The sequence below is a fragment of the Micromonospora sp. NPDC000442 genome (assembly GCF_042898635.1).
Classification (GTDB): Bacteria; Actinomycetota; Actinomycetes; order Mycobacteriales; family Micromonosporaceae; genus Micromonospora.
The window spans coordinates 1-12,742 of sequence record NZ_JBIAYZ010000006.1 but is presented as its reverse complement, the minus strand read 5'-3'; the positions used below and the strand labels follow the sequence as shown (position 1 = coordinate 12,742).

Annotated in this window: 11 protein-coding genes; 5 read left to right on the top strand and 6 right to left on the bottom strand. The window is 70.1% G+C overall.

Annotated elements, in window-relative coordinates:
• Window positions 1-10: 10 nt before the first annotated feature.
• The gene (sthA, locus tag ACFY2A_RS11235; RefSeq protein WP_387170756.1) at window positions 11-1,414 is read left to right on the top strand and encodes a Si-specific NAD(P)(+) transhydrogenase; all 1,404 of its coding nucleotides are present in this window, start codon (window positions 11-13) and stop codon (window positions 1,412-1,414) included.
• 62 nt (window positions 1,415-1,476) lie between these two features.
• Here the strand turns inward: sthA and aceB are convergent, their stop codons facing one another.
• Entirely contained in the window at window positions 1,477-3,087 is a 1,611-nt protein-coding gene (gene aceB, locus ACFY2A_RS11230; RefSeq protein ID WP_387170754.1) for a malate synthase A, read from the bottom strand.
• Window positions 3,084-4,355 (bottom strand): isocitrate lyase, encoded by a 1,272-nt coding sequence (gene aceA, locus ACFY2A_RS11225; protein ID WP_363924683.1) that lies wholly within the window; start codon window positions 4,353-4,355, stop codon window positions 3,084-3,086. Before aceA ends, aceB begins: the two co-directional genes overlap by 4 nt.
• A 217-nt stretch (window positions 4,356-4,572) precedes the next feature.
• On the opposite strand from aceA, the gene ACFY2A_RS11220 reads away from it, so the two are divergent.
• Window positions 4,573-5,967, top strand: coding sequence for a short-chain fatty acyl-CoA regulator family protein (locus tag ACFY2A_RS11220; RefSeq protein ID WP_387170752.1), 1,395 nt, complete (start codon window positions 4,573-4,575; stop codon window positions 5,965-5,967).
• Window positions 5,968-6,095: 128 nt separating this feature from the next.
• Complete coding sequence (locus ACFY2A_RS11215) at window positions 6,096-6,941, top strand: endonuclease/exonuclease/phosphatase family protein (protein WP_387170750.1); 846 nt, start codon at window positions 6,096-6,098, stop codon at window positions 6,939-6,941.
• Window positions 6,942-6,953: 12 nt separating this feature from the next.
• Here the strand turns inward: ACFY2A_RS11215 and ACFY2A_RS11210 are convergent, their stop codons facing one another.
• The 3 genes from ACFY2A_RS11210 to ACFY2A_RS11200 all read right to left on the bottom strand — a co-directional run bounded on the left by ACFY2A_RS11210 (window position 6,954) and on the right by ACFY2A_RS11200 (window position 9,904).
• Window positions 6,954-7,811 (bottom strand): DUF4253 domain-containing protein, encoded by an 858-nt coding sequence (locus tag ACFY2A_RS11210; RefSeq protein WP_363924686.1) that lies wholly within the window; start codon window positions 7,809-7,811, stop codon window positions 6,954-6,956.
• 118 nt (window positions 7,812-7,929) lie between these two features.
• Window positions 7,930-8,610, bottom strand: coding sequence for a TrkA family potassium uptake protein (locus tag ACFY2A_RS11205; protein WP_363924687.1), 681 nt, complete (start codon window positions 8,608-8,610; stop codon window positions 7,930-7,932).
• Window positions 8,603-9,904 carry a TrkH family potassium uptake protein gene (locus ACFY2A_RS11200; protein WP_387170748.1) on the bottom strand — a complete coding sequence of 434 codons (1,302 nt, stop codon included), beginning with the start codon at window positions 9,902-9,904 and terminating at the stop codon, window positions 8,603-8,605. Before ACFY2A_RS11200 ends, ACFY2A_RS11205 begins: the two co-directional genes overlap by 8 nt.
• Window positions 9,905-10,233: 329 nt before the next feature.
• Here ACFY2A_RS11200 and ACFY2A_RS11195 point away from each other — a divergent pair, with 329 nt between their 5' ends.
• Together ACFY2A_RS11195 and ACFY2A_RS11190 are read left to right on the top strand one after the other, a co-directional pair.
• Window positions 10,234-11,250, top strand: coding sequence for a sigma-70 family RNA polymerase sigma factor (locus tag ACFY2A_RS11195; protein ID WP_387171294.1), 1,017 nt, complete (start codon window positions 10,234-10,236; stop codon window positions 11,248-11,250).
• Window positions 11,251-11,290: 40 nt separating this feature from the next.
• Window positions 11,291-12,133: a YybH family protein gene (locus tag ACFY2A_RS11190; RefSeq protein WP_387170747.1), complete on the top strand. Its 843-nt coding sequence runs from the start codon at window positions 11,291-11,293 to the stop codon at window positions 12,131-12,133.
• A gap of 103 nt (window positions 12,134-12,236) precedes the next feature.
• Here ACFY2A_RS11190 and ACFY2A_RS11185 read toward each other — a convergent pair.
• Window positions 12,237-12,742 (bottom strand): hypothetical protein (locus ACFY2A_RS11185; RefSeq protein WP_387170745.1); only part of this gene is annotated, 506 nt, incomplete at its 5' end.

Below are 12,742 nucleotides of genomic sequence, written 5' to 3'. Positions count from 1 at the left end.
GCTGGTGATCGTGTATGACTACGACCTGTTGGTGCTGGGCTCCGGGCCCAGCGGTCAGAAGGCCGCCATCGCCGCCGCGAAGCTGGGCCGGCGGGTCGGCCTGGTGGAACGACGCGACATGCTCGGCGGGGTGTGCATCAACACCGGCACCGTGCCGTCCAAGACCCTGCGCGAGGCGGTGCTCTACCTGACCGGCCTCAGCCAGCGGGACCTCTACGGCAGCAGCTACCGGGTCAAGGACGAGATCACGGTCAGCGATCTGGCCGCGCGGACCCAGCACGTCATCAACCGGCAGACCGATGTCATCCGCAACCAGCTGGCCCGCAACCGGGTCGCCATCATCACCGGCACCGGACGGTTCGCCGACGCCCACTCGGTCTGGGTCGACGGCGACTCCGGACGCGAGTCCAAGGTCACCTTCGACAAGGCCATCATCGCCGCCGGCACCCGGCCGGCCCGGCCGGAGAGCGTCGACTTCGACGACCGGACCATCGTGGACTCCGACGGTGTCATCAACCTCCAGGCCGTACCCCGCAGCATGGTCGTGGTCGGCGCGGGCGTGATCGGCATGGAGTACGCCTCGATGTTCGCCGCGCTCGGCACGAAGGTCACCGTGGTCGAACGCCGGGAGCGGATGCTGGACTTCTGCGACGAGGAGGTCGTCGAGTCGCTGAAGTACCACCTGCGGGACCTGTCCGTGACGTTCCGCTTCGGCGAGGAGGTGGCCTCGGTCGAGAAGCACCAGACCGCCGCGTTGTGCGTCCTCAAGAGCGGCAAGAAGATCGTCGCGGACACGGTCATGTACTCGGCCGGCCGGCAGGGCCAGACCGACGGGCTGGACCTGGCCGCGGCCGGGTTGACCGCGGACCGGCGTGGTCGCATCGAGGTCGACGCGAGCTACCGCACCGCGGTGGAGAACATCTACGCCGTCGGCGACGTGATCGGGTTCCCGGCGCTGGCCTCGACATCGATGGAGCAGGGACGGTTGGCCGCTCAGCACGCCTGCGGTGAGCCGGACCGCCCGATGCACGAGTTGCAGCCGATCGGCATCTACACCATCCCGGAGATCAGCTTCGTCGGGAAGACCGAGGAGGAGCTGACCGACAGCGCGACGCCGTTCGAGGTGGGCATCGCCCGCTACCGCGAGCTGGCACGCGGCCAGATCGTGGGTGACTCGTACGGCATGTTGAAGCTGCTCGTCTCGCCGACGGACGGCCGGTTGCTCGGCGTGCACGTCTTCGGCACCGGCGCCACCGAGATCGTCCACATCGGGCAGACGGTGATGGGCTGCGGCGGCACGGTGGACTACCTGGTCGACACGGTGTTCAACTACCCAACGCTGGCCGAGGCGTACAAGGTCGCCGCCCTGGACGCGTCCAACAAGATCCGCAACATCACCCGGATCGACGGCTGACGGATGTGGCGGCGCCGGTCGGCCCAAACCCGACCGGCGCCGCCACCCGCGCTGACGCCGACTCAGCCGGCCGTCAGGGCGAGTTCCCGCGCCGGCCCCAGGTGCCGGGCGTACGCGCTGGTGGTGAAGAACGACGGCAGGTCCTCACCGAGGGCGGTCTCCTCGACGATGCGCGCGGCCTGCTCGGCGCGTTCCCGCTCGGCGTCCTCGCGCCCCTCGGTCACCGTGGCCAGTTCCTCGGCGAGCATCGAGCGGACCAGTTCCTCGGTCACCGATCCCCCACCGGCCAGCGGAGTGCCGTGGTGCAGCCACTGCCACAACTGGCAGCGGGCGATCTCGGCGGTGGCCGCGTCCTCCATCAGGTTCCACAGCGCCACCGCGCCCGCGCCGCCGAGCCAGGCGTCGATGTAGCGCAACGCCACCGCGACGTTGGCCCGCACCCCCGCCTCGGTGACCTGCCCCGGGGTCTTGTCCACCGAGAGCAGCTCGGCGGCGGTGACCGTCACCTCGTCGCGGCGCCGGTCGAGCTGGTTCGGTCGCTCGCCCAGCACCGCGTCGAAGACCTCCCGGCAGGTCGCCACCAGGCCGGGGTGGGCGACCCAGGAGCCGTCGAAGCCGTCGCCGGCCTCGCGCTGCTTGTCCGCCCGCACCTTGCTCAGCGCCACCTCGTTGACCTGCGGGTCGCGGGCCGGGACGAAGGCGGCCATCCCGCCGATCGCGTGCGCGCCACGCCGGTGGCAGGTGCGCACCAGCAGTTCGGTGTACGCGCGCATGAACGGCACGGTCATCGTCACCTCGGCGCGGTCCGGCAGGAGGAAGTCCGGCCACTGACCGAAGTTCTTGATGATGCTGAAGATGTAGTCCCACCGCCCGGCGTTCAGGCCCGCCGAGTGCTCGCGCAGCTCGTAGAGGATCTCCTCCATCTCGAACGCGGCGGTGATCGTCTCGATAAGCGTGGTGGCCCGGATGGTGCCCTGCGGCAGCCCGAGGTAGCGCTGGGCGAAGACGAAGATGTCGTTCCACAGCCGCGCCTCGCGGTGGCTCTCCAGCTTCGGCAGGTAGAAGTACGGGCCCTTTCCGGCGTCGAGCTGCCGCCGGGCGCAGTGGAACAGGTAGAGGCCGAAGTCGACGAGGCTGGCCGAGATGGGCCGCCCGTCGACCACGATCCCCTTCTCCACCAGGTGCCAACCGCGCGGCCGGACCACGATCGTGGCCAGGTCGTCGCCGAGCGCGTACCGCTTGCCTCGGGCGTCGGTGAAGTCGATCCGGCGGTCCAGGGCGTCGATCAGGTTGAGCTGGCCGCTGATGACGTTCTGCCAGGTCGGCGCGGTGGCGTCCTCGAAGTCGGCGAGCCACACCTTGGCACCGGAGTTCAACGCGTTGATGGTCATCTTGCGGTCCGGCGGGCCGGTGATCTCGACTCGGCGATCCTCCAGGCCGGATGCGGGCGCGGCCACCTGCCAGGTCGGGTCGTCGCGGACAGCGGCGGTCTCCGGCAGGAAGTCGGGCAGCTGACCGGTGGCGTAGCGGTCGCGGCGGGCACGGCGGGTGTCCAGCAGGGCAACCCGGCGGGCGGCGAACTCGCTGTCCAGCGCGACCAGGAACTCCAGTGCCTCGGGCGTGAGGACCTCGTCGAAGCGTTCGGCCATCGGGCCGATGATCTCGTATCTCATGCGAACTGCTCCTCTTCCGTGGAGCCGCGCAGCGCGGTGGTCTCGGCGGCCGGGTTGAGCACCGTGCTGATCAGGTCGAAGTAGCCGGTACCCACCTCGCGCTGGTGCTTGACCGCGGTGTAGCCCGCCGGCTCGGCCGCGAACTCCCGCTCCTGGAGCGAGACGTACGCCGACATGCCGTCGGCCGCGTAGCCGCGGGCCAGGTCGAACATCGAGTAGTTGAGGGCGTGGAAGCCGGCCAGGGTGATGAACTGGAACTTGTATCCCATGTGGCCGAGTTCCCGCTGGAACTTGGCGATGGTCGCGTCGTCGAGATGCTTACGCCAGTTGAACGACGGCGAGCAGTTGTAGGCCAGCAACTGGTCCGGGTGCTCGTCCTTGATCGCCTCGGCGAAGCGCCGGGCGACCTCCAGGTCCGGCGTGCTGGTCTCCATCCAGAGCAGGTCGGAGTGCGGGGCGTACGCCAGGCCACGGGCGATGCACGGCTCGACGCCGTTGCGGACCCGGTAGAAGCCCTCCGCGGTGCGCTCGCCGGTGACGAACGGCTGGTCCCGCTCGTCGACGTCGGTGGTGAGCAGGGTGGCGGCCTGGGCGTCGGTGCGGGCGATGACCACCGACGGCACGCCCGCCACGTCGGCGGCCAGCCGCGCCGCCTCCAGGGTGCGGATGTGCTGGCCGGTGGGGATGAGCACCTTCCCGCCGAGGTGACCGCACTTCTTCTCGCTGGCGAGCTGGTCCTCCCAGTGCACCCCGGCGGCACCGGCCGCGATCATCGCGTTCATCAGCTCGTACGCGTTGAGCACGCCGCCGAAGCCGGCCTCGGCGTCGGCGACGATCGGCGCCAGCCAGTCGATGCCGGAGGTGTCGCCCTCGGCGGTGGTGATCTGCGCGGCGCGCAGCAGGGCGTTGTTGATCCGACGCACCACCGCGGGCACCGAGTTGGCCGGGTAGAGGCTCTGGTCGGGGTAGGTGTGCCCGGCCAGGTTCGCGTCGGCGGCCACCTGCCAGCCGGAAAGGTAGATCGCCTTGAGCCCGGCCCGGACCATCTGCACGGCCTGGTTGCCGGTGAGGGCGCCGAGGGCGTGGATGTAGTCCTCACTGTTCAGCAGCCGCCACAGCCGGTTCGCGCCGTGCCGGGCCAGGGTGTGTTCCTCCTGGATCGCACCACGCAGCCGCACCACGTCCTCGGCGCGGTAGCTGCGCCGCACACCCCGCCAGCGGGGGTTGGTGTCCCATTCGTGCTGCAACTGCTCGACCGCGGTAACCATCGTTGCTCATTCCCTTCGAATTCCGTCGTCACCTGGTGACGCTGCGCGAGACGCCGGGCCGCCGGGTGTGGAGCCCACGGTCACATGGCACGCCGGAAGTGGTCGAGGGACGGAAAAAGCCAATTATTGAAAAGTCAACGGGCGATTCTGCGAAGTTGTGAAAGCGCCCATTCGCAGCAGTGCTAATGTGGCCGGATCAGGTCGCCGGATCAGGGAGGTGAGGGCCGTCGCCAGGACCTTCGCCGGGGCCCGGCTGCGCCGGATGCGCGAGGAGCGTGGGCTGAGCCAGACGGAACTGGCCCGACACCTCAGCATTTCCCCGAGCTATCTCAACCAGATCGAGCACGACAGCCGGCCACTTACCGTACCGGTGTTGTTACGCATCACCGAACTGTTCGGCGTCGACCCGACCGTGTTCGCCGCGCACGACACCCCTCGGCTGGTCGCCGGGCTACGCGAGGCGCTGCCCGGACGCGCCGGTCTGACCGAACTCACCGAACTGGCCACCCGGCTGCCGGAGGTCGCCGCGGCGGTCATCGAGCTGCACCGGCGCTACCAGCAGGCCGACGAACAGCTCGCCGAGCTGGTCGGCGACCGGGAGCGGATCGGTCGTAGCCCGCACGACCAGGTCACCGAGTTCTTCTACCGGCGGCAGAACTACGTACCGGATCTCGACGAGGAGGCCGAGCGGCTGGCCGGGCGGATGGGGCTGCGTCGCGGCGAGGTCCGCGCCCTGCTCCGCGACCGGCTGGCGCAGCGGCACGGCGTACACGTCACCCGCGAGGACGCCGCCGCACTCGGTGGTGAGCTGCACCGGTACCGCCCGCAGACCCGCACCCTGCACCTGTCCACGTCGCTGCGCGCCGGGCAGGAGGCGATGCGGATGGCGGCGCAGATCGCGCTGCTGGAGTTCGCCGACGTCATCGACGAGATCGTCGAGTCGGAGGAGTTCGACGACGTGCAGACCCAGATTCTCACCCGGGTCGGCCTGGCCAACTACTTCGCGGCGGCGCTGATCCTGCCGTACGAACACTTCCTGGCCGCCGCCGAGCAGCGCCGTTACGACATCGACCTGCTCACCCAGCACTACGCGATGGGCTGGGAGACGGTCTGCCACCGGCTCAGCACGTTGCAGCGGCCCCGGGCGCGCGGCGTGCCGTTCTCCTTCGTCCGGGTCGACCGGGCCGGCAACATGTCGAAACGCCAGTCGGCCACCGGCTTCCCGTTCTCGCGTACCGGCGGCACATGTCCGTTGTGGACGGTGTACGAGGCGTTCGGGGCACCGGGGCGGGTGGTGACCCAGGTCGCCGCCATGCCGGACGGGCAGCGTTACCTGTGGATCGCCCGCACCATCACCCGCCACCACGGCGGCTACGGCCAGCCCGGCAAGGTGTACGCCATCGGGCTGGGCTGCGAGGTGCGGCACGCCAGCCGGCTGGTCTACTCCACGGGAATGGACCTGCACGCGGCCGAGGCGGCGACCCCGATCGGGCCGGGCTGCAAGACCTGCGAGCGGATGACCTGCCCGCAGCGGGCCGCCCCGCCGATCAGCCGACACCTGGACGTGGACGAGAACCGCAGCACCTTCATCCCGTACCCGCTGCGGACCTGACCTCCGTACCGCCGCCCGCCGCCGCCATCACCCAGCCGGCGGTCCCGATCGCCGACCGTGACAAACCTGGCGGCGGAGCACGCCGGTACGGATACACTTTCAGCCCCTCCGCGAGCCAGGGCTGGTGCATGGTTTCTCGTCCGATAGTTCTGCGGCAACTGGCGGCCGCCGTCGCCCTGCTCTCGGTCGCCACGGTCCTGGCGGGCTGCTCGGTCGTCGCACCGGTCGCACCGGCACCACTGCGGGTGCTCCAGCTGAACCTGTGCAACAGTGGCATGGCCACCGGCTGCTACACCGGCCGCTCGGTGGCCCGGGCCGCCGAGGTGATCCGGGCCGAGGCCCCCGACGTCGTCACCCTCAACGAGATCTGCTCCGGCGACGTGGGCACCCTGGAGCGGGCGATGACGGATGTGCACGACGGCACGGTCGCGGCCGCCTTCCAGCCGGCGCGAAACGGCCGCACCGGCGAGCCGTACCGTTGCGTCAACGGGCAGCAGTACGGCGTCGGGGTGCTTACGCACATCGCGGCACCGGCGGGCGACCACGAGGTGCACGCCGGGATCTACCCGGCACAGGACCCGGCCGACCCCGAGCAGCGGGCCTGGCTCTGTGTGGAGGCCCGGACCCTCTTCTTCGCCTGCACCACACACCTGGCGTACACCAGCTCAACCCTGGCCCTCGCCCAGTGCTCGCACCTGCTCGGCACGGCGATCCCGCAGTTGCACCGCGACGGTCGCTATCGACCCACCGTGGTCAGCGGCGACCTCAACCTGCGTCACGGCGGCACGCCCGACGTGCGATCCTGCGTACCGGCGGACTACCGGCACCGGCACGACGGCGGAGTGCAGCAGTTCATGGCCACGGCAGACCTGGGGATCGAATCCACCAGGTCGGTCAGCATGGCACGGACGACCGACCACGCGGCCTTCCTGGTGACGCTCACGCTGCCCGGTCAGGGTGAACCCGCCCACTGAGGAGCACCCGGGTCAGTCCCACCAGAACGCCCAGGTCGGCGCGTCGACGATTCGTTCGGCGTAGGCGGCCAGGGTGCACGGCCGCTGCCCCTGCCACACGTTGTCGGGGCAGAAGGCGAAGTGCTCGGCGGCCACCCGCAACGCCTCAGCGGTCTCCTCCGGAGGTGCGGCGACGCTCAGATACAGCTCGGCGAAGCCGACCCCGATCACCCGGACCCCGAACCGGTCCTCCCAGCTGCGCAGCACGGCCGACAGCCGGCCGGGATCGTTTGTGTGGTTGACCGCGCCCAGCCAGCCGAGGACGGCCAGGGCATCGCTGCCCCGCTCGGCGGGAACCAGCCCGAGGCGCATCGCCGGTTGGGCCAGCGAGAGCTGCTCGGCCCAGTGGTCAGCGTGCCGCTCCGGCGTCGTCCACGGCTCGCCGGGCGGTGCCAGCCCCGGCCAGTCCTGCCCGTACGGGGCGGTCACGGCGACCCGCCGGTCGTTTGACAGCTGGTCGTCGCCGTCGTAGGGGGCCGTCTGGCCCGCCCACCAGTCGGCGAGCAGCCGCTCCGGATCATGCTCGGTGGGCGAGGACCCGCGCTCGGGCCAGAACTCGCCGTCGTCCCACGGCCGCGTCGGCTCACCGTCGTAGCCGTCCAGCAGCAACGGCCACAACCCCGACTGCGCGTGCGCCGCGTGCAGCCGCGACCACAGCCCGGCCGGAGCCGGGCCGTCGCTGAGCCACAGCGTGGGCCGGTCGGCGTCGCCCCCGTCGCCGCGGATCGTCCGGCCGGGCGGAAGCGGCACGGACAACGTCCGCGGGCGCGCAGCGGCGGCCACGAACAACTCCAGCAGGTCGGGCGGCATCTCGTTCAGCTGTGCTGTCACGACGCGTGAGGATAGTGGCCATGTCCGACAATGCACGGCGACAAGCCGCTCGCGTCGCCGGGTCGTCGGCCCGGCCGAAGATCCGGGCCGCCGTCTTGGTCGGGCGTCAGACGCCCTCCTACTCGGCGGCAGCGAATCGTTCGACGTTGTCGACCGGACCAACGACCAGGATCAGATCGCCGTAGGTCAGCACGGTGTCGGGGGTCGCGTGGGTGAAGCCTGGTTGGCGGCCACCGATGGCGACCTCCGGTTTCACCGCCACCACGGTCACCCCCCACCGGCTGCGGAGGCGCGACTCGCGCAGCGGCATGCCGACCACGTCGTGCGGAGGCTTGGTCTTGATGACGGCGAAGTCCGCGTCCACCTCAACGTAGTCGAGAATGCGGCCGGTGAGCAGGTGGGCGGTGCGTTCACCCATGTCGTGCTCCGGCGCGATGACGTGGTGGGCGCCGACGCGAGTCAGGATGTTGCGGTGCTGCCCGCTCACGGCTTTGGCCCAGATGTCGGGGATGCCGAGCTCCGAGAGCAGGCTGGTCGTCAAGATGCTGGCCTGGATGTCGGTGCCGATCGCCACGACCGCCCGGTGGAAGTCGCCAACACCGAGTTGCCGTAACGCCTCGATGTCGGTCGAATCCGCGGTGATCACGTGCGGAAGTTGCCCGACGAGGCTCTGCACGGTCTTCGGCTGGTTGTCGATGCCGAGCACCTCGGTACCCCGCTTGGCCAGTTCAAGAGCCAGAGCGCTGCCGAAGCGGCCCAGGCCGATCACGACGACCGGCTCGTTACGGACGTCAGCCAACGATCGTCCTCTCCTCGGGTAGTTCGAATCGCCGGTTGCGATCGCGCAGCGCCAGCGCGGAGGCCAGGGTGAGCGGTCCGATCCGGCCGGCGAACATCAGCAGAACGAGTAGCACGTCGGCCTGCGGCGGCAGGTCACCGGTGATGCCGGTGGACAGGCCAACGGTGCCGAAGGCCGACACCACCTCGAACAGGACCGCGTCGAGCCGGTACGGGGTGGTGGCCAGAAGGGTGAAGGTGGCCACGGCCACCGTGCCCGCGCTGAGCAGGACGATCGCGAGAGCCTGACGCTGGTTGCTGGCAGGGATCCGGCGGTGGCCCACGTTCACCTGGGTCTCGCCACGCATCTCGGACCACAGGACGAAGGCGAGCAGTCCGAAGGTGGTGACCTTGATACCGCCGGCCGTGCCCGCGCTGCCGCCGCCGATGAACATCAGCACGTCGCTGGCGAGCAGGCTCTCCGGACGCATCGCCCCGATGTCGACGTTGTTGAAACCGGCCGTACGGGTCATCGCGGAGGCGAAGAACCCGGCGAGCAGTTTCTGCGGACCGCCGAGTGGGCCGAACGTGCCCGGATTCGAATACTCGGCGAGAGTGAACACCACGGTGCCGAGCGCCAGCAGCGCGACGGTGAGCGCGACGGTTATCCGGGTCGTCACCGACCAGTACGAGGGCTGGCGCCAGGAACGGACCAGTTCGAACACGACCGGGAATCCCAGCCCACCGAGGATGACGGCCGCCGTGATGGTCAGCGTGATCCAGGGGTCCGTGACGTAGCCCATCAGGCTGTCCGCGTACGTGGAGAAGCCGGCGTTGTTGAACGCGGAGATCGCATGGAAGACGCCCTCGTAGAGCGCCGTTCCCAACGGGCGATGATACGCGGTGGCGAACCGGATGGTGAGCAGCGTGGCTACCACTGCCTCGCTGACGAGGCTGAACACGACGATTCGGCGCACGACGCCGCGTACGTCGCCCAGGTTGAGACTCTTGGTTTCCGCTTGGGCGAGGAAGCGGGCACGTAGCCCGAGCCGACGGGACAGCAGCACGGTGAACAGCGTGGCCAGGGTCATGATCCCGAGGCCGCCGATCTGAATGAGCAGCAGGATGACCACCTGCCCGAAGGTGGACCAGTAGCTGCCGGTGTCGACCGTGACCAGGCCGGTGACGCACACCGCCGAGGTGGCGGTGAAGAGTGCGTCCACCAGTTCTGTGCGATCTCCCGACCGCGTCGCCCATGGCAGGGACAGCAGACCGGTGCCCACCACTATCGCTCCGGCGAAGCCCACGGCGATCATCTGCGCCGGATGCCGAAACCGGTCACCACGTCGCTGCCACGCGGGCCGTCGGGTTAGCGGACGCACGATCGGCCGCCCGACCCTTGCCCCGTTTGCCTCGAACGATCCGAGGTGCTGACAGCCCGTCCGACGAACCGGCCCACCGGTCGCCTCTGGTCAGCAGCGATCAACACATGGCGCATCCTCCCACGGTCGAACCGTCCCGGGCCCCCGGGCCCGGCAGGTGGGGGTGACCGGCGCATCGAGGTCCGGCGGCGTACCGTGCCGGTGTGGAGCCTGATCGGACGCCCGGGCAGCGACCGCGCCGGGCAGATGGGTCGGCCGCGGAGCTGCTCGCGGCGGCGCGGGCCGGTGACGGTGCGGCGTTCGGCCGTCTGGTCGGGCCGCTGCGGGACGAGTTGCGGGCGCACTGCTACCGGATGCTGGGCTCGCTGCACGACGCGGAGGACGCGGTACAGGACACGTTGGATCGGGCCTGGCGCGGTCTGGATCGCCTCGACGACCACGCCGGGATCCGACCCTGGCTGTACCGGATCGCGACGAACCGGGCGTTGACGCTGATCGGGCGGCGACGGCGTCGGGAGCTGCCCACCGGCTTGGGCCCTGACACCACTCCGACGACCGAGGTGGCCTGGTTGCAGCCGTACCCGGATCGGCTGATGGCCTGGGCCGACCACCTGGACCCGGCGGCTCGGGTGATCGCCCGGGAAAGCGTGGAGTTGGCGTTCGTCACCGCGCTGCAACAGCTGTCCGCCCGGCAACGCGCGGTCCTGCTGCTGCGTGACGTGCTCGGCTACCCGGCCCGCGAGGTCGCCGACCTGCTGGACACCACGGTCGTGGCGGTCAACAGCGCGTTGCGGCGGGCCCGCGCGGTACTCGCCGGCCTGCTGCCGGACCGGACCCAGCAACGAGCCCTCGGCGCGCTCGGCGGCCCGGCGCGGCGCGATCTCGCCCGGCGGTACGCGGCAGCCTGGGAGACCGGTGACGTCGAGACCCTGGTGGCGATGTTGGCCGAGGACGCGCGGTACTCGATGCCGCCGCAGCGGGTCTGGTACCAGGGCCGTACCGCGATCGAGGGCTTCCTGGCCGAGGCGGTGCTGTCACACCGCTGGCGGTTCCTGCCGGCCTCGGCGAACGGGCAGCTGGCGTTCGGCACGTACCTCTGGGACGACGCCCAGGGAAGCTACCGGCCGGCGGGTCTGGATCTGCTGGCGCTGGACGGCAGCCGGGTCAGCGAGGTGGTCTCCTTCCTCGACGCCCCGTTCCCGGAGTTCGGCCTGCCCGCCCGACTTTGCGAAGACGAATCGGCCACCCGCGGTGAGTTCGCGTGCCGCCCGGGGTTGTAGGGGTGACGGACCCGATCGACCCGGAAGGACCGAGCCGAGCATGACCACCAACGAGGAACAGATTCGCGAGCTGATTGAACGCTGGGCCAGGGCGGTACACCAGGGGGACCTCGCCACGGTGCTCGCCGACCACGCCGAGGACATCGTGATGTTCGACGTGCCGCCGCCGCAGCGGGGCGTGCGTGGTCTCGACGCGTACCGGCAGACCTGGCCGCCGTTCTTCCGGTGGCAGGCTCAGGGTGCGTCGTTCGACATCGAGTCGCTGGAGGTCACCGCCGGCGACGACGTGGCGTTCGCGTACGCCCTGCTGCGCTGCGGCACGGCGGAGGACCTGGCCGAGGCGCCCGATCGGCGGTTGCGCCTCACCCTCGGCCTACGCCGCCACGACGGGCGTTGGGTGGTCACCCACGAGCATCATTCGTTCGCCCTCGACCCGGCGTCCGACCGGGATTCCGTCGCCGACGAGCGGGAACTGTACGAGCTGCACGAGCGATGGTTCGCCGCGACGGCGGCGAAGGACCTCGACGCCCTGATGGAGCCGATCGCCGCGGACGTCGTGTCGTACGAGCACGAAGCACCGCTGCGGCATGTCGGCGAGCCGGCGGTACGCGAGATCTGCCGGGCCCGCCTCGACGCGGCGGGTGATGGTGCGGTGAGCTGGGAGGTGCCGGACCAGACGCTCGTGGTTGACGGTGATCTCGCCGTGTCCTGGGGCCTGAACCGGGTACGGGTCACCACGCCCGGTGACGCGACCGTCGAGAGCTGGTCGCGCGGTACCCGAATCTTTGCCCGACGCGACGGCGGCTGGCAGCTGGTGCACCAACACCTGTCCTATCCGTTCGACCCCGCCACCGGTGCCGCCCGGACCGATCTGCTTTCCTGAGCCGGTCCGGTCCCGGTGCGTCCGCCGGCGCACCGCTGCTGTCCCACCCCGTGGCACAGAACGGTGCGCCGTCCACCGCCAGCCCGGACCCCGCTACGCGACGCTAGTGGCCGGGCTGCTCCGGGTTGAACAGATACACGATCTTGCCGCTGGCCCAGGCGTCGATGACCCTCGACAGGTCCTTGTCCGGATACCGCTCCCCGGTGTCGGAGTACGAGAAGAGGTCCTGACGAATGGCGGTCTTCGTGAACTCCTCAAGCGCCTCCCGGCGGTTGATCGCGTCGGAGCTTCGCGGAGTTCCGCCGCTGACGCATGCGGCGACGAACTCCACCTGGTCGCCCCGCTCACCGTGCTCCGCACGTGGCACCCAGTTCGGCAGCCTGGTGAGTGTTCTGTAGAACAGTTTGTTCAGCTGCTCGTTGCCAGGCCCCCGGTAATAGAGGTTGTCCCGGAGACCGTCGATCAGATCCTGGACCGAGCTCCGATCCTCCACATCGCGGGGCCTGTCGACAAAGTAGACGTCGGCCTTCTGGAAGTACTCCTGGAGAAGCTCCTTGGAATAGGGCTCTCTCGCAAGGCTGGCGAGCGCCTCCGGGGGCAGCAGCTCGA